At 68.3% G+C, this 17,368-nt stretch carries 15 protein-coding genes; 7 read left to right on the top strand and 8 right to left on the bottom strand.

The window, feature by feature from the left end; genetic code table 11:
• Window positions 1-107 precede the first annotated feature (107 nt).
• Window positions 108-974 carry an alpha/beta fold hydrolase gene (locus GOAMI_RS14850; RefSeq protein WP_006437359.1) on the top strand — a complete coding sequence of 289 codons (867 nt, stop codon included), beginning with the start codon at window positions 108-110 and terminating at the stop codon, window positions 972-974.
• A gap of 52 nt (window positions 975-1,026) precedes the next feature.
• Here the strand turns inward: GOAMI_RS14850 and GOAMI_RS14845 are convergent, their stop codons facing one another.
• The 5 genes from GOAMI_RS14845 to infC form a co-directional block, all read right to left on the bottom strand.
• Complete coding sequence (locus GOAMI_RS14845; RefSeq protein WP_006437358.1) at window positions 1,027-3,522, bottom strand: Tex family protein; 2,496 nt, start codon at window positions 3,520-3,522, stop codon at window positions 1,027-1,029.
• Between the two features lie 46 nt (window positions 3,523-3,568).
• Complete coding sequence (locus GOAMI_RS14840; protein ID WP_006437357.1) at window positions 3,569-4,378, bottom strand: TrmH family RNA methyltransferase; 810 nt, start codon at window positions 4,376-4,378, stop codon at window positions 3,569-3,571.
• A gap of 47 nt (window positions 4,379-4,425) precedes the next feature.
• Window positions 4,426-4,806 (bottom strand): 50S ribosomal protein L20, encoded by a 381-nt coding sequence (gene rplT, locus GOAMI_RS14835; RefSeq protein ID WP_005178731.1) that lies wholly within the window; start codon window positions 4,804-4,806, stop codon window positions 4,426-4,428.
• A 43-nt stretch (window positions 4,807-4,849) separates the two neighbouring features.
• Window positions 4,850-5,044, bottom strand: coding sequence for a 50S ribosomal protein L35 (gene rpmI / locus GOAMI_RS14830; RefSeq protein WP_006360758.1), 195 nt, complete (start codon window positions 5,042-5,044; stop codon window positions 4,850-4,852).
• A gap of 120 nt (window positions 5,045-5,164) precedes the next feature.
• Window positions 5,165-5,767, bottom strand: coding sequence for a translation initiation factor IF-3 (gene infC / locus GOAMI_RS14825; protein ID WP_085950459.1), 603 nt, complete (start codon window positions 5,765-5,767; stop codon window positions 5,165-5,167).
• Between the two features lie 314 nt (window positions 5,768-6,081).
• Between infC and GOAMI_RS14820 the strand changes: the two genes are divergently transcribed.
• Together GOAMI_RS14820 and GOAMI_RS14815 are read left to right on the top strand one after the other, a co-directional pair.
• A complete protein-coding gene (locus GOAMI_RS14820) occupies window positions 6,082-6,507 on the top strand; it encodes a DUF1844 domain-containing protein (protein WP_006437355.1) in 426 nt (141 codons plus the stop codon).
• 154 nt (window positions 6,508-6,661) lie between these two features.
• Window positions 6,662-6,949 carry a hypothetical protein gene (locus GOAMI_RS14815; protein WP_006437354.1) on the top strand — a complete coding sequence of 96 codons (288 nt, stop codon included), beginning with the start codon at window positions 6,662-6,664 and terminating at the stop codon, window positions 6,947-6,949.
• Window positions 6,950-7,048: 99 nt separating this feature from the next.
• Here the strand turns inward: GOAMI_RS14815 and uvrA are convergent, their stop codons facing one another.
• Window positions 7,049-9,931: an excinuclease ABC subunit UvrA gene (gene uvrA, locus GOAMI_RS14810; protein WP_006437353.1), complete on the bottom strand. Its 2,883-nt coding sequence runs from the start codon at window positions 9,929-9,931 to the stop codon at window positions 7,049-7,051.
• A gap of 267 nt (window positions 9,932-10,198) precedes the next feature.
• Between uvrA and GOAMI_RS14805 the strand changes: the two genes are divergently transcribed.
• The 4 genes from GOAMI_RS14805 (at window position 10,199) to GOAMI_RS14790 (ending at window position 15,447) form a co-directional block, all read left to right on the top strand.
• On the top strand, window positions 10,199-10,891 hold the full coding sequence (locus GOAMI_RS14805) for an MBL fold metallo-hydrolase (protein ID WP_006437352.1): 693 nt from the start codon (window positions 10,199-10,201) through the stop codon (window positions 10,889-10,891).
• Between the two features lie 314 nt (window positions 10,892-11,205).
• Window positions 11,206-12,324, top strand: coding sequence for a DoxX family protein (locus GOAMI_RS14800; RefSeq protein ID WP_006437351.1), 1,119 nt, complete (start codon window positions 11,206-11,208; stop codon window positions 12,322-12,324).
• Window positions 12,325-12,415: 91 nt separating this feature from the next.
• Window positions 12,416-13,069: a hypothetical protein gene (locus GOAMI_RS14795; RefSeq protein WP_006437350.1), complete on the top strand. Its 654-nt coding sequence runs from the start codon at window positions 12,416-12,418 to the stop codon at window positions 13,067-13,069.
• The gene (locus tag GOAMI_RS14790) at window positions 13,066-15,447 is read left to right on the top strand and encodes a HelD family protein (protein WP_006437349.1); all 2,382 of its coding nucleotides are present in this window, start codon (window positions 13,066-13,068) and stop codon (window positions 15,445-15,447) included. Before GOAMI_RS14795 ends, GOAMI_RS14790 begins: the two co-directional genes overlap by 4 nt.
• Here GOAMI_RS14790 and GOAMI_RS23515 read toward each other — a convergent pair.
• Both GOAMI_RS23515 and GOAMI_RS14785 read right to left on the bottom strand, forming a co-directional pair.
• Window positions 15,419-15,550, bottom strand: coding sequence for a hypothetical protein (locus GOAMI_RS23515; RefSeq protein WP_255219197.1), 132 nt, complete (start codon window positions 15,548-15,550; stop codon window positions 15,419-15,421). The genes GOAMI_RS14790 and GOAMI_RS23515 overlap by 29 nt on opposite strands.
• A complete protein-coding gene (locus tag GOAMI_RS14785) occupies window positions 15,537-17,366 on the bottom strand; it encodes a thioesterase domain-containing protein (RefSeq protein WP_006437348.1) in 1,830 nt (609 codons plus the stop codon). Before GOAMI_RS14785 ends, GOAMI_RS23515 begins: the two co-directional genes overlap by 14 nt.
• Between the last annotated feature and the right edge of the window lie 2 nt (window positions 17,367-17,368).

The following is a 17,368-nucleotide window of genomic DNA, read 5'->3' as shown; positions in this document are numbered from 1 at the left end:
TACTCAGCCGGGGTCGGTGATCCCCGCAACCTCCGGGCGCCTGTGGCACGCATCACGTGCCGCCGAAAAGCTTTACCATCGGCCGCCACCACGGTAGAGACAGAAAGGTGAAGCAATCAACTATCACCCAGCTCCGAGGCGACGGCATCCGACTCGCCGCCGATGTCTGGGAGCCCTCCGGCACGCCGACCGGCACCGCCCTGTTGCTGCACGGCGGTGGACAGACCCGGCACTCCTGGCAGCGCACCGGCGCCCGCCTCGCCGAGCACGGCTGGCGGGCGCTGACGATCGACGCCCGCGGCCACGGAGACAGCGACTGGGCCGACGACGGCGACTACAGCCACGACGCGCACGCCCGTGACCTGCGGCAGATCGTCGACGACCTGGGTGAGACACCGGTGCTGGTCGGCGCGTCGATGGGCGGTTTGGCCTCGCTGCACGCCGCGGGTGCCGACCCGTCGATCGCACGGGCGCTCGTCCTCGTCGACATCACCCCGACCGCCGAACCCGCGGGAATCGCCAAGATCACCGGCTTCATGCGCGACGGACTCGACGGCTTCGACAGTCTCGAGGACGCCCTCGACGCCGTCGTCGCCTACAACCCGCACCGGAGCCGCCCGCCCCGGATCGAGGGCCTGCGCAAGAATCTCCGGGAACGCGACGGACGCTGGTACTGGCACTGGGATCCGCGGATGCTCGCATCGCACGACAACATGGAGCACACAGCCGCCGAGCGGGAGGAACGTGCGCGCGAGGCCGCCCGGGCGGTACGGGTCCCGACCCTGCTCATCCGGGGCAAACAGTCCGATGTCGTGAGCGACGACGGCGTGCGCGAGCTACTCCGACTGATCCCCGGTGCCCGCTACATCGACGTCACCGGCGCGGGCCACATGGTCAGCGGCGACGACAACGACGTTCTGAGCAGCGGCCTGATCGACTTCCTGGACGGCGTCGTGGGCGCCGAGGCCGGCTGAAAGGCCACGGTCCCGGCACTGAAGCGTGCCGGGACCGAAGCGATGTCGGGAGCTACTTGCCGAAGCCGGCGCGCTTGAGGGCGTCGGCCATCGCACCGCTCGGTGCGGGGCGACGGTCGTTGCGGTTGCCGCCGGCGCGGTTGCCCTGGTTGCCGCGACCACCCTGAGCACCCTGACCGCCACGCTGATCGTTGCGACGTCCCTGCCCACCGCCACGGTTGCCCTGCTGGTTGTCAGGGCGCGGCGCGCGGGTGCCACCCTTGCCCGAGTTTCCGGTGCCGGGCTCGTCGTCGAGACGCAGCGACAGTCCGATCCGCTTGCGTTCGACGTCGACGTCCATGACCTTCACCTTCACGATGTCGCCGGACTTCACGATCTCGTGCGGATCGGAGACGAAGCGGTGCGCCATCGCGGACACGTGAACCAGACCGTCCTGGTGGACGCCCACGTCGACGAAGGCACCGAAGGCCGCCACGTTGGTGACCTGACCCTCCAGCACCATGCCGGGCGTGAGGTCGGAGACCTTCTCGATGCCTGCGGCGAAGGTCGCGGTCTTGAACTCGGGGCGCGGGTCACGACCCGGCTTGTCGAGCTCGGCGATGATGTCGATGACGGTCGGACGGCCGAACGTCTCGTCGACGAAGTCGTCGGGACGCAGCTTGGTGAGGGTGGCGGTGTCGCCGATCAGCGAGCGGACGTCGGTGCCGACGTTGTCGAGAATCCGGGTGACGACCGGGTAGGCCTCGGGGTGGACGCTCGATGCGTCGAGGGGGTTGTCGCCGTCGGTGATCCGGAGGAAGCCGGCACACTGCTCGAAGGCTTTGGGTCCGAGTCGCGGCACATCGGTGATCTGCTTGCGGCTGCGGAACGCGCCGTTCGAGTCACGATGCGCGACAATCGATTCCGCGAGCCCGGCGGTGATACCGGAAACACGGGACAGCAGCGGTACCGATGCCGTGTTCACGTCCACACCCACCGCGTTCACCGCATCCTCGACCACGGCGCCGAGCGACCGGGCCAGCAGCGTCTCGGAGACGTCGTGCTGATACTGGCCGACGCCGATCGACTTGGGATCGATCTTCACCAGCTCGGCGAGCGGGTCCTGCAGGCGGCGCGCGATCGAGACCGCACCGCGGATCGACACGTCGAGGTCGGGCAGTTCCTTCGAGGCATACGCCGACGCCGAGTACACCGACGCGCCGGCCTCCGAGACCACGACGCTGGTCGGCGGCTTCTTGCCGGAGTCCTTGATGGCCGCGATCAGTTCACCGGCGAGCGCGTCGGTCTCGCGGGACGCGGTGCCGTTGCCGATCGCGATCAGCTCGACGCCGTGCTTCTGGACGAGCGCACCCAGCACAGCGAGGGCGCCGGCCTTGTCGCGACGCGGCTCGTGCGGGTAGATGGTGGCGGTGTCGACGACCTTGCCGGTGTCGTTGACCACGGCGACCTTCACACCGGTGCGCAGGCCGGGATCGAGGCCCATGGTGGTGCGGGCGCCCGCGGGCGCGGCCAGCAGCAGGTCCTTGAGGTTGGTGGCGAAGACGGCCACCGCGTCGGCTTCGGCCGCCTGACGCAGACGCATCCGCACGTCGAGTGACAGTCCGACGAACAGCTTGGTGCGCCACGCCCAGCGGACGGTGTCGGCGAGCCAGCGGTCGGCCGGACGGCCCTGATCGGAGATCCCGAAACGCGCGGCGATGCGCTGCTCGTAGGGACCCGGGCCGGCCGGGCGATCCGCGGCCTCCGGGTCGGCGTCGAGGGTGACCGACAGGATCTCCTCACGCTCGCCGCGCAGGACAGCGAGCACGCGGTGCGACGGGATCGACGTGAAGGGCTCGGAGAACTCGAAGTAGTCGGCGAATTTGGCGCCGGCCGATTCCTTGCCCTCGCGAACGGTGGTCCGCAGCACGCCGGTCTGCCACATCAGTTCACGCAGTTCACCCACGAGGTCGGCGTCCTCGGCGAAACGTTCGACGGCGATCGCGCGAGCGCCGTCGAGCTGCTCGGCGGTGAACGTCGACGGGTCGGTCATCGGGTCCGACAGCAGCGCGTCGGCCACCGGTTCATGCCCGGCCTCGCGCGCGATCTGGGCCTTGGTGCGCCGCTTGGGCTTGTAGGGCAGGTAGATGTCCTCGAGGCGTGCCTTGGTGTCGGCGGCCAGGATCCGTGCGTCGAGTTCGGCGTCGAGCTTGCCCTGGGCGGCAATCGACTCACGAACCGCCTGCCGCCGGGCCTCGAGGTCGCGCAGGTATCCGAGACGCTCGTCGAGCGTGCGCAGCTGAGTGTCGTCGAGCCCGCCGGTGACCTCTTTGCGGTACCGCGCGACGAACGGGACCGTCGATCCGCCGTCGAGCAGTTCGATCGCGGCCCGGACCTGTCCGACGCCGACGCCGAGTTCGGTGGCGATTGCCGACGCGATGCGCGCGTTCACGACCGCGGGGTCGGGGGCAGGCACCGTCTGCGGGGTGACGGCATCCGACTGCGCGGCAGCCGACTGGGCTGGGGCTGCGGGAGCGGACTCGGATGGGGGCACGGACGCGGGTGGCACAGTTTCTGACACGATCGCCGACCCTACCGGCCGCCTGGGACAGCTGTCAGCCGCGACCCACCGCACTGTGGATGCGCGCACTCTCGTACAGGCAGATCGCCGCCGCGGCGGCCACATTCAGGCTCTCGGCGCGACCGCGGATCGGAATCGACACCCGGTGGTCGGCAGCGGCCTGGATGTCGGCGGGCAAGCCATGGGCCTCGTTGCCGAACAGCCAGCCGACCCGGCCGGACAGCACCTCGGCGGCGTGATCGAGGTTCACCTCGCCGTCGGCGGCGGTGGCGAGCAGCGTGACACCGGCCCCTGCGATGGCGTCGAGTCCCTCGGTCAGGGCACGGTGACGAACCACCGGCACGGTGAACACCGACCCTGCGCTCGCACGGACACATTTGCCGTTGTGGGGGTCGACGGCGTCACCGAGCAGCACGACCGCGTCGGCGCCCATCGCGTCGGCACATCGGATCAGGGTGCCGGCGTTGCCGGGCTCTCGCGATTCGACGGCGATCGCGAGCATCCTCGGCTCGTCGGCGAGGACGCTCTCGAGCGGCACGTCGAGGAGCGGACAGACCGCGAAGATCCCGGGCGGGGTCGATGTCTCCGCGAGCTTCGACGCCGCCCGCTCGGAGATCACGAGGACCGGGACGCCGGCGGCCGCCGCGGCGTCGGTGAGCTCACGGTGCCGAAGACGCTCCTCGTCGGCGACCAGCACGACCTCGGCTCGGTCGACAGCGAGGGCCGAGCCGACCGAGTTGGCCCCCTCGGCGAGGAAACGCCCCTGGTCGCGCCGCTCGGCGGCGCGATGGAGCTTGGCATACGACACGACCCGCGAGGATCGCTCGGACAGGATCTCCGTCATCGGATCATCCGTCGTGCGACTCGCGGGTCGTGTGTGGTGTGGCGCAATCAGGCAGCCGGGGCGTTGACGTCAGCCGGCAGGGCCTTGCGAGCGACCTCGACCAGGCCGGTGAAGGCCTCGGGATCGGTCACCGCGATGTCGGCGAGCACCTTGCGGTCAACCTCGACACCAGCGGCCTTGAGGCCCTGGATGAAGCGGTTGTAGGTGATGTCGTTGGCGCGGGCCGCAGCGTTGATACGCGCGATCCACAGCTTCCGGAACTCACCCTTGCGGGCGCGACGGTCCCGGTAGGCGTAGGTCATCGAGTGGAGCTGCTGCTCCTTGGCCTTGCGGTAGAGGCGCGACCGCTGTCCGCGGTAGCCCTTCGAGGCCTCGAGGGTGGACCGACGCTTCTTCTGGGCGTTCACTGCCCTTTTCACGCGTGCCATGTGTTAGATCCTTTTGCTTGTCAGATGTCCGGGTTCGCGCGCGTCAGATGTTCAGCAGGCGCTTGATGCGGGGGGCGTCGTTCTCGCTGACGACGGTGGTGCCGTCGAGACGACGGGTCCGCTTGGAGGGCTTGTGCTCCAGCAGGTGGCGGCGGTTGGCCTTCTGGCGGACGATCTTGCCGCTGCCGGTCACCTTGAACCGCTTCGCGGTGCCCTTGTGGGTCTTGCTCTTTGGCATGTCTTTCCTTCTGTCGGGCGAACTCGGGCAGCCGAACCTGATCAGGTCCGGCTGGAATCCGGGTTCACTTCTCGTGATCTCGGCCGGGACGGGGCATGCACCCGCGTCCGGCCGATCGGCTCAGCTCTCGTCCGGCGCGTTCTTCGGGCCGCCGGAACGTTCGCGGCTCTCTTGCGCCTTCTGGCGGGTCTTCGCGCCCTTGTGCGGGGCGAGAACCATCGTCATGTTGCGACCGTCCTGCTTGGCCGAGGTCTCGACGAAGCCGTAATCGGCGACATCGTTACCCAGGCGCTGCAACAGGCGGTAGCCGAGCTCAGGACGGGACTGCTCGCGGCCGCGGAACATGATGGTCACCTTCACCTTTGACCCCGCCTCGAGGAACCGGACGACGTGACCCTTCTTGGTCTCGTAGTCGTGGTCGTCGATCTTGGGGCGGAGCTTCTGCTCCTTGATGACGGTCATCTGCTGATTGCGACGCGATTCGCGCTGCTTCTGGGCCGCTTCGTACTTGAACTTGCCGTAGTCCATGATCTTGCAGACCGGCGGACGGGCGTCCGGAGCCACCTCGACCAGGTCGAGGTCGGCCTCGTAGGCCAAGCGAAGCGCATCTTCAACACGCACGATGCCCACCTGCTCCGAGTTGGGTCCGACGAGTCGGACCTCAGGGACGCGGATGCGCTCGTTGATGCGGGTCTCAGTGCTGATGGGGCCTCCTTGTTCAATCCTGCAGTGGTAACCGTCGCGTCGTGGCGAGGGTCGTGTGCAGGAGAACCAGCGCAAACCTCAGCAAACGAGCCCCGGGACTGTTGTCCGCGGGGCTCCGATACCGACCGATTCTTCGCGCTGCACCTCAGGGGCACAGCATTGCCGATCTGCGGTCGCATCGACGAGGATGCGATCTGCGACGATCGGCGTGAACCGGACCGTGCAACTGCGGTGATCTCGCGAGGCGAGCACTGCGTCGAACGGTGGGAGCGGAACTCCACTTACGACCCCGGCGCATACCAGGGCGGTCGTGCTATGGGAGTCTAACAGCCATGGCCGAGAACCCCAATTCGTCACCAGCACCGATACCCCAGGAGGGTGCGACGGGCAGTGGCGCCGACACGGATGATGCGGCACACACCGAATTCGACAACATCCGTGACCTGGGAGATATTCCGGCGATCGAGGTCATCACCCGTTCCATCGTGATGCTCATGAGTGCCGCCGCCGAGAAGCTCGGCCTGGCCGAGGGCACCCCCGAGGACCGGATCGACCTGCCCGAGGCACGCACGCTCATCACCGCACTGGCCGGCCTCGTCGACGCGTCGAAGGCCGACCTCGGCATCCACGCCGCACCGATCCGGGACGGCCTGAAAGGCCTCCAGCTCGCCTTCCGGGAGGCGAGCGCCTACCCCGACGAGCCCGGCGAGGGCCCCGGCGAGAAGTACACCGGCCCGGTTCGGGTTCCGAAGAAGTAGCCCCCGCCGGCTGAGCCGGTACCGAGCGCAGACGACACCGAGCCCCGCCGGCTGAGCCGGTACCGAGCGCAGACGACACCGAGCCCCGCCGGCTGAGCCGGTACCGAGCGCAGCGAGGCACCGCGTCGAAGCCCACACGCCGTACCCTGGTCACATGACGGATCAGGACAAGCCGGCCGAGACGGACGACATCGTCGACGCCGAGGTCGTGCACACGGGCCCGGTGCCGGGGACTCTCCCCGACCCCGACTACACCGACAGCGGTGTCCCGACCTTCGACTTCGTCCGCGACAAGATCGAGAACCGCATCACCACCGCGATCGGTTCCCAGGAACTCGCCGAGGCGAGTGCCGAGGGGCAGAGCGTCGACGAGATGATGCGCAAGCGCGACGAGGCCGCCAAGAAGCGCCTCGAGGAGATCCGTAAGTCGATGGGCAAGTGAGCCCCGCTCCCCCAGACAGAGCACAATCGCCACTTCCGTTCCAGAAGCGCTGACTGTAAGTAGGGCTGCTGCAACGGAAGTGGCGATTTTTCTGGGGTGTCAGCCCGCCGACGCGACCGTCTCGTCGACCTTGAGTATCTCGGCGAGGAACTTGCCGGTGTGGCTTCCCGGGGCGACCGCGATGTCCTCGGGGGTGCCCTCGGCGACGACCATGCCACCCCCGCTGCCACCCTCGGGACCCATGTCGATGACCCAGTCCGCGGTCTTGATGACATCGAGGTTGTGCTCGATGGTGATCACCGTGTTGCCCTTGTCGACCAGCCCGTTGATCACCGCGAGGAGCTTCTTGATGTCCTCGAAGTGCAGGCCGGTGGTCGGCTCGTCGAGGATGTAGACCGTGCGGCCCATCGACCGCTTCTGCAGCTCGGCGGCCAGCTTCACGCGCTGCGCCTCACCACCCGACAGCGTCGGCGCAGGCTGTCCGAGACGGACATATCCGAGACCGACGTCGTTGAGGGTCTTGAGGTAGCGGTGGATCGAGGTGACCGGCTCGAAGAAGTCGGCGGCCTCCTCGATCGGCATGTCGAGGACCTCGGCGATGGTCTTGCCCTTGTAGTGGACCTCGAGGGTCTCCCGGTTGTAGCGAGCGCCGTGACACACCTCGCACGGCACGTACACGTCCGGCAGGAAGTTCATCTCGATCTTGATCGTGCCCTCGCCGGTACAGGCCTCACAGCGACCGCCCTTGACGTTGAACGAGAACCGGCCCGGCTGGTAGCCGCGCACCTTGGCCTCGGTGGTCGCCGCGAAGAGCGTGCGGATCTTGTCGAAGACGCCGGTGTAGGTCGCCGGGTTGGAGCGCGGGGTGCGACCGATCGGCGACTGGTCGACCTGCACGAGCTTGTCGAGGTTGTCGAGTCCCTTGATCCGCGTGTGGCGCCCGGGGACTTGTCGTGCGCCGTTGAGCTTGTTGGCGAGCACGGTCGCGAGGATGTCGTTGACGAGGGTCGACTTACCCGAGCCGGACACCCCGGTCACCGCCGTCATCACCCCGAGCGGGAACGACACCTCGATCCCGCGCAGGTTGTGCTCACGGGCGCCGACGACGGTCAGCTGACGCTTGCGGTCGATCGGCCGGCGGATCTCCGGGATCGGCAACGAATCCCGGCCCGACAGATATGCACCGGTCAGCGATTTGCGGTTCTTCAGCAGATCCTTGTAGCTGCCGCTGTGCACGACGTGTCCGCCGTGTTCACCGGCGCGCGGGCCGATGTCGACGATCCAGTCGGCCGCGCGGATGGTGTCCTCGTCGTGTTCGACGACGATCAGCGTGTTGCCGAGGTCGCGGAGGCGGGTGAGGGTCTCGATCAGCCGGCGGTTGTCACGCTGGTGGAGACCGATCGACGGCTCGTCGAGGACGTACAGGACGCCGGCGAGACCGGACCCGATCTGCGTCGCGAGACGGATGCGCTGTGCCTCGCCGCCGGACAGCGACCCGGCCGCACGCGACAGCGACAGATATTCCAGGCCGACGTCGAGCAGGAAGCGGATGCGGGCCTGTACTTCCTTGAGAACGCGGCTGGCGATCGCGGCCTGACGCTCGTCGAGATGGAGGTTGTCGAGGAAGTCGGCGCATTCGGCGACCGACAGCGCACAGACCTCGGCGATCGACTTCGGGCCGTACTCGGGGTGGTTCAGGGTGACGGCGAGGATCTCGGGACGCAGACGCGCACCCTGGCAGGCGGGGCACGGCACGTCGCGCATGTACCCCTCGTAGCGTTCCTTCATCTGCTCGGACTCGGTCTGGTCCATCCGCCGGGCGAGGAACGACATGACACCTTCGAACTCGGTGTAATACGAGCGGGTGCGTCCGTAGCGGTTGCGGAACTTCACGTGCACCTGGTGGTCGCTGCCGTTGAGCAGCGCGCGACGCGCCTTCACCGGCAGCTTCTTCCACGGTGTGTCGACGTCGAAGCCCATCTGGTCGGCGAGACCCGACATCAGGCGCAGGAAGTAGTCGGCGTTGTGGCCCGTCGACCACGGTGCGACCGCACCCTCGGACAGGGTCAACTCGGGGTCGGGCACGACGAGCTCCTCGTCGACCTCCTTGCGGATGCCGAGGCCGTCACACTCCGGGCACGCACCGTAAGGCGAGTTGAACGAGAACGACCGCGGCTCGAGGTCGTCGATGGCGATCGGGTGGGCGTTGGGGCACGCCATCTTCTCGGAGAACCGGCGCTCGCGATTCGGGTCGTCTTCCTCGAGATCGACGAAGTCGAGCACGATGATGCCGTCCGCGAGACGCAGACCGGTCTCCACCGAATCGGTGAGACGCTGCTTGGCGCTTGCCTTCACGACGAGGCGGTCGACGACGACCTCGATGTCGTGCTTCTCCTGCTTCTTCAGTTTCGGCGGATCGGTGAGCTGGTGCACGACGCCGTCGATACGGGCGCGGGAGAAGCCCTGCGTCTGGAGTTCGGCGAAGAGGTCGACGAACTCGCCCTTACGGGTGCGGACCACCGGTGCGAGGACCTGGAAGCGGGTGCCTTCGTCCATGGCGAGCACCTGGTCGACGATCTGCTGGGGGGTCTGCTTGGCGATCGCCTCGCCACAGATCGGACAGTGCGCCTTACCCGCGCGGGCATAGAGCAGCCGGAGGTAGTCGTAGACCTCGGTGATGGTGCCGACCGTCGAACGGGGGTTGCGGTTGGTCGACTTCTGATCGATCGAGACCGCAGGCGACAGTCCCTCGATGAAGTCGACGTCGGGCTTGTCCATCTGGCCGAGGAACTGCCGGGCGTAGGCCGAGAGGGACTCGACGTAACGACGCTGACCTTCGGCGAAGATCGTGTCGAAGGCGAGGGACGACTTACCCGATCCCGACAGCCCGGTGAACACGATGAGGCTGTCCCTGGGCAGGTCGACATCGATGCCCCGAAGATTGTGTTCGCGGGCACCTCGGACGATCAGACGATCAACCACTGCAGTCCTAACGTTTCTTCTCGAGTCAGAGTCTTCTCAAACTCACCGGGGCGCACGGGTGGCGCATGGGCACCGTAACGACAGGCACCGACAAAACTGTTCCGGAAGCGTCGGCCCGGATGGGATTCGTGGTCCGAGAGCCGGACGATCGGTCTCGCCATCCGCGCCATACACCATCGGACCGATAGTCCACGATACCCGCGCGCAGGGATGGTCCGACCGTCGCGAGCGTCACACATCGGCCGCGCGGTGTCATAGCCTTGCCGCATGACCTCAGCGACACCGATCAGCGATTCCTACACCGGCGATCTCTCCGGGTCGAAGACCCCGCAGCGCCGCACCCTCGGCTCGGCCACCATCGTCAAACTGTCCGTCGGTCCGATGGACAACAACGTCTACGTGGTGACCTCGAAGGCCACCGGCGACCAGCTGATCATCGACGCCGCGAACGACGCGGACACGATCATCGCCACACTCGACGCCATCGGCGGGAAGCCGGCCCTGATCTTCACGACCCATCAGCACCACGATCACGTGCAGGCACTGGCCGCAGTGGCCCAGCACACCGGAGTGCCCACCGCCGCCGGCCGGTTCGACGCCCCCGAACTCCCGGTCACCCCGGATCGTCTCGTCGACGACGGGGACGTGATCGAGATCGGCGACCTCCGCTTCGAGGCGATCCACCTCGTCGGCCACACCCCGGGCTCGATCGCGCTCGCCCTGACCGACACGGGGTCGGACGGCGACACGGTCCATCTGTTCACCGGCGACTGCCTGTTCCCCGGCGGCATCGGCAAGACCTGGAAGCCCGAGGACTTCGACACCCTCATCGAGGACGTCTCCACCAAGCTGTTCGACCGTTTCGGCGACTCGACCGTCGTCTACCCGGGGCACGGCAAGGACACGACTCTCGGCGCCGAACGCGCCTCGGTGCCGGAGTGGCGCGAGCGCCGCTGGTAGGCCGGTCCCGGTCCCACCCGCAAACCCACCATTTTTCGATATTTCCACCCCCGGCCAGGGAGGTGGCTTCATCGAAAAAGGGGTGGGTTTGGCGTCAAGTCGGGACGGCCGGGTTTGAGCCCCGCCCCCTCCGGATACCTGGTTCTCGAAGCGCTCTGCCAAACGTGCCCCCGGGATCCCGAAATTCCCGAACGGATCACGAAGAGTCGATTCACCTGCATGGATCCGGAGGGCGGGTAGCGTTGATCAGGCCAGAAACGCGCTGTACCCCGACGGATCTCGAACCGCACTCGATCGAAGAAGGTTGTGACCGAATGATTCTCCGCCGTATCGCCCGCCCGCTCCTCGCGTCTGCGTTCGTCGCCAGTGGCGTCGACGCCATCCGGAGCCCGAAACCGATCGCGCAGTCCGCGGCGCCTCTCGTCGACAAGGCACGCACCGCCCTGCCGCCGGAGGTCGCGGACAAGGTCCCGGAGAACACCGAGACCCTCGTCCAGATCAATGCGGCGGCGCAGATCGGCGGTGGCATCCTGCTGGCGACCGGCAAGTTCCCGCGTCTCGCCTCGGTTGTCCTGGCCGGCACGCTGATCCCGACGACGGCCGCCGGTACGGACTTCTGGAACGAGGCCGACCCGGTCCGCAAGGAAGCCCAGCGCGACGCATTCATCAAGAACGTCGGCCTGCTCGGCGGCGTGCTGCTGGCCGCGGTGGACACCGAGGGCAAGCCGTCGCTCGCGTGGCGCGGCCGGCAGAAGGCCGGTGCCGTCGCCGCGGCGCTCCCGATCGGCGCGACCGCCGGACATTCGACCTGGGATTCGCTCGTCGAGCGCACACACGAGGGTGCCGAGGTCGTCGGAGAACGGTCGGCCGAGGCCGGCGAGCTGCTGAGCAAGGGTGCCCACGTGCTGTCCGAGCGGTCCGCGGAATGGTCCGCCGAGGCGGCGGCCAAGTTCCGCGAGCACGCCCCCGAACTCGCTGAAGCTGCTCAGAAGCGTTCGCTCGAGATCGCGGACAGGGCCGCCGACACCGCGGCCGTCGTCGCCGATCGCATTCGCGATCGAGCACCCGTACTGGCCGACGCCGCGCTGGTGCGCTCGTCGACCTTGGCCGACGCAGCACTCGATCGTTCGTCCGAATTGGCCGAGACCGCCCGCAAGCGGGGCCCGAAGCTGGCGAAGAAAGCGCAGAAGCGCGCGGAGAAAGCCCAGAAGCAGGCCAAGAAGAACGCGCCGAAGATCGCCGAACTCGCCCGGGACCGCTCGGCCGAACTCGCCGAACTCGCCCGGGACCGCTCGGCCGAGTTCGCCGATCTCGCCCGCGCCCGTTCGGCCGAACTCGCCGAGTCCGCACGGCAACTCGCGGCCGCCGCCGAGGAAACCGCCTCGCACACCGCGGACGAAGGTCGCAAGCGCTGGCGCAAGGCGCGCGGCTGACCGTCCTGCCCGGTAGCCGGATGCGAGTACGACGCTGACCACCACCGATCACCACGCGGACGCGGCACACCCTCCAGAGAACTATCCCTGGGTGTCCGCGTCCGTTGTGGTCGATCACGTCCCGTCGCTCCCGCCTCCGGGTACGCGTCTGGTGGTCGCGGTCGGTTCGAACGCGGCGCCGAGCGTCCTCCGCCGCAAACTCGGGCACCTCGACCCTGCCGCCCTCCTCCACCTCCGGCGTGTGCGGGTCGCCAACATCACAGTCGGTCACTCCGCCCACGTCGCAGTCCGCGGATACATCCCTGCGGCACCTGTTCGCACAGCTCACGGCACATGGGAAACGGTGGCGGCCTGGCTGTCACCGCTCCAGACCGAGGCGCTCGACCTGACCGAACCCAACTACGATCGACGGACAGTGAACACGCACGACCATCCCCTCATTCTCGGTGACCCTCGGCTGCCCCACGACGGTCCCGCCACTCCGGACGAGTTCGACATCTACGTGTCGCGTCACGGAGTCCTCGCCGACCCCGCGACGGGAACGCCGCTGCCGTTCGGCAGCCAGGCACGCGTCGTCGGATGGCTGGACCAGCACCTGCACGATCCCGCCCTTCAGGGTTCGACGCCACAGGTCTGCGCGCGACTGGCGACTGCGGACCACGCGGCACGGATCACCGGGCTGATCAAGGACGCCGGGCTGGCACGGTCGGGGTGGCCCGTCGACGCGCGCGGAGGTGTGGCGTGACCGCCTTGTCCCCAGACACCGACACCGACCCTCGGATCGGCGAGGAACAGGAGCACCTCGACCGGGTGTACGGCCGTCTCGACCGGATGCGGCAGACGACCCAGCGGCGCCTGTCGTCGACCCTGAGCGAGCGCGGCGGAACCCCGCAGGCACGGTCGGAACGTGAGTCCTACGAGCGGATGTACAACGAGGATCTCGCGAAATTCGATGCCGCCGAACACAACCTGTATTTCGGCCGCCTCGACCTCGACGACGGCGAGATCCGGCGGATCGGCCGCATCGGTGTCCTCGACGACGGTCTGGGAGCAGACGGGACACACGACCACACCGCGACCGACGCGACATTGCTGCTCGACTGGCGGGCCCCACTCGCACGCCCCTTCTACCTGGCCACGCCGGCCGCCCCCGAGGACGTCGCCCGCCGTCGCCACATCCGGACCCGCAGCCGCAGGGTCCGCGGGGTCAGCGACGAATCACTGACCGCCGGCGACGCCCTGCTCGACGACTTCGGCCACGGCGACGTCGTCAACGAATCCGCTCTCGTCGCCGCCCTGAACGCGGCGCGCACCGGCGAGATGACCGACATCGTCGAGACCATCCAGCGCGAGCAGGACCTCATCATCCGGTCGACACACCGCGGTGTGACGGTGATCCAGGGCGGTCCGGGCACCGGCAAGACGGCCGTCGCGCTGCACCGTGCCGCGTACTTGCTGTACACACACCGCGAGATCCTCTCACGCAGTGGCATTCTCATCATCGGACCGAACGACGACTTCCTCAGCTACATCGGCCAGGTCCTGCCGTCGCTCGGCGAATCCGGCGTCCTGCTCTCGACGATCGGCGACCTGTTCCCCGGCGTCCGGGCACGGAGCGAGGACCCGCGGTTCACCGCCGGAGTCAAGGGCGGGCTCCGGATGGTCGACGTCCTCAAACGCGCTGTGCGCGCGAAGCAGTCGTTGCCGTCCCGTCCCGAACCGGTGGACTTCGACGGCTATCGGGTCGAGATCGACTCCGCCCTGATCAAGGCGGCGCGTGCCAAGGCCCGTGCGACCCGGCGTGCACACAACCAGTCCCAGAGGGCCTTCCTGAAGGCCGGTCTCGCCGAACTCGCGGCGCGGCACGCCTCGACCATCGGCTCCAGTCTGCTCGACGGTTCCCAGCTCCTGAGCCCCGCCGACATCTCCGACATCCGCGACGACATGAGCAGCGACCCCGACATCCGCGCGGCGCTGCTGAAATACTGGCCCACACTGACTCCGCAGGACATGTTGCGCGAGCTGCTCACCGACGAGCGTGCGATCCGCAAGGCCACGCCCGGCTGGTCCGACGCGGACCGGGCGGCCCTGCTGCGTGAACCGCGCACGTACTCGACCACCGGGGACGACTTCTCCCCCGCCGACGTGCCGCTGCTCGACGAGTTGGCCGAACTCATCGGGTACGGCACCGACGACGCCGAACGTGCCGAGCGCGCCCGCTGGCGTCGCCGGCTCGCCGAGGCCCAGGACGCACTCGACATCCTGACCGGTTCGGCCCCACAGGATCTCGAGGACGAGCTCGATCCCGAGATCCTGATGGCCTATGACCTGATCGACGCCGAACAACTGGCGTCGCGCCAGACCGAGACCCGGCGCGCCACCACAGCCGAACGCGCCTACGGCGACCGCACCTGGACCTTCGGCCATGTGATCGTCGACGAGGCACAGGAGCTCTCGCCGATGGCGTGGCGGATGGTGATGCGCCGCATCCCGAACCGGTGGATGACCATCATCGGTGACACCGCACAGACCTCCGACGAGGCGGGCACCTGGTCGTGGGGTGACGTGCTCGAGCCCTACGTCGCCAAGCGCTGGCAGTTCAAGGAACTGTCGGTGAACTACCGGACGCCCAGCGAGATCATGACCTACGCCGCGCGCGTCCTCGACGAGATCGGCAACGGCGAGACCTCGCCGACCTCGTTGCGCAGCAACGGTGTCGAGCCGGTCGCGATCCCGGTGACCGATGCCGGGGATGCGCAGAGCATCGCGACCGGTGTCCTGCGTGCCGTCGACCTGGCCGAACCCCAGGGACTCACGGCGGTCGTCGTCCCGGACGCCCTTCTCGATGCGGTGAACGCCGCGCTGGACCCGGACGCATTCGACGCGACAGACGTCGAGACCCCGAAGGTCTACACGGTCCGGACCTGTAAGGGTCTCGAGTTCGACACCACGATCGTCGTCGAACCCGCCGCGATCATCGCGCAGTCACCGCGGGGTCTCAGCGATCTGTACGTCGCACTGACCCGCGCGACGCAGCGACTCGTGGTCGTCCACGGCGACCCTCTTCCCAAGGTGCTCGCCGACCTGCCGGCCGTCACCGGCGTCGCGACTCCGCGTCGCTGAGCGCCGCGTCGATCCGCGGACCGAACTCCGCCAGCGCCTCGCTGCCGACGATCCCGAGGTGGTCGGTGTCGATGTCGATGCGGGTGATGTCACCCCCCCACATGGTGCGCCCAGCGGTTGGGCGCCTCGTCGGTCGAGTCCTCCTCGCCGTCGGTGGCGACGACGAGCATCGCGTCGTAGGGTCGCGGCCGGTGGGCGATGGCGCGTTCCGCAGAACTCGTCATACGCTGCAGCATCCGGTCGAAGGATTCCGCATCGAGCAGGCCGAGTCCGATGGCCTTGTCCCGGATCGCGGCCGCGATGGTCTCCGGCGCGACGGACCCCGGATGGGCGGGGTCGACGAGCTCGTCCACGTCGATGACCGCTCGCCAGCCGCCGAGCAGCTCGGCGGCCAGCTCACGCGCATCGATGTCCAGCGACATCTCCCCGTCGTCGGTCCAGCCGGTCGCCGGCTCGGCATCGTCGGCCGGGAAGCTGTCGAGCAATCCGAGAACGCCGACCTCCGCACCGCGCAAACGCAGTTCGACGGCCATTTCCTGCGCGATGAGACCGCCGATCGACCAACCCACGAGGTGGTACGGGCCGTCGGGGGCGATGCGCCGGATCTCGTCGACGTAGCGCACGGCCAGGTCGTGCACGGTGGCGTCGGGGAGGTCGCCGGCCACCACGTACGGGTCCTGGAGTCCGTACACCGGCCGGTCGTCGAGGTGGGGTGCGAGGCCACCGAACAACCACGCCAGCCCGTCCGCGGGATGCACACAGAAGACCGGGTTCCGCGATCCCTCCCGGCGCAGCGGCACGACGACGCCGCCGTTTGCCGCAGCGGTGGGGCCACCGGCGCGTTCCGGGTCGCGGTGTGCGGCCAGCCGCGCACCGAGATCGCGAGGAGTCGGCCCGGCGAACACCCAGGCGACCTCGACCGGAAGGCCGGTGCGGCGGCGGAGCTCCGCGACGAGCCGCACCGCGGACAGTGAAGTTCCGCCGACATCGAAGAATCCCTGGACCGCGGTCGTGACCGGGACGCCGGTGACTCCGGACATGCACTCGGCGACGAGCACCTCCCACTCCCCGACCGGCGCCTCGGGCCGCTCCGGGACACCCGCATCGCGAGCGGCAGTGCCGATCATCGTCGACATCCGCGCATGATCGGGCCGTCCGTCGTCATCGACCGGGATCTCGTCGACGATCGTCAGCGTCGACGGAACACAATGCGGGGCAATGCTTTCCACGGCAGCTCGACGAAGATCGTCCGCCGTGATGTCGGCGTCGACGCTCACCCAACCGTGGATCTCGACACCGGCGGCGCCCGGTATGGAGACGACGCCGCTCGACCGCACACCGTCGAGATCGGCGAGCATCCTCTCGACCCGGTCGAGATCGACCCGCAACCCACCGATCCGGACCTGACGGTAGAGGCGGCCGAGAACCTCGATCCGCGGTCCCCCACCGTCTTCCAGCCACCGTGCGAGCAGTCCGGTCGAGGAATCGACCGGCGTCTCGTCGGACCTACGCAGTTCACCCGGGATCCGCGGCGGCAGGAGTCGCCCGGCGGGATCGACGACGACGCCCGGTGCATCCGGAGAGCGGAGTCGACGACGGTCGTCGTCGGTGACCAGATCGATCTCACCCAGAACCGTGGCGGTCGGGACGTCCGCGGTGATCGCATCGACCATGCGATGGAAGACGTCGCGGAACACGGCGACCGTCTCCGGATCGAAGAGCCCTGCGGCGTAGTCGATCTCGCCGGCGATGACCGTCCCGTCGACGGTGTTCGTCTCGGCGAGTCCGAGAGTCAGGTCGACCTTCGCCGGCGGCGGGCCGGGATCGACCGGTTGCACACGCAACCCCTCTACCTCACCCAACTGTGCGAGCGGCGGTTCGGCTGACCCGCCGGTGGTGTCCGCGAGGTAGTTGATCATGA

Origin of the sequence: Gordonia amicalis NBRC 100051 = JCM 11271, from assembly GCF_000332995.1 — a bacterium.
In the GTDB taxonomy this organism is placed as follows: domain Bacteria; phylum Actinomycetota; class Actinomycetes; order Mycobacteriales; family Mycobacteriaceae; genus Gordonia; species Gordonia amicalis.
Note: the sequence above shows the minus strand (reverse complement) of the source record. Positions and strands in the feature narration are given on the sequence as shown.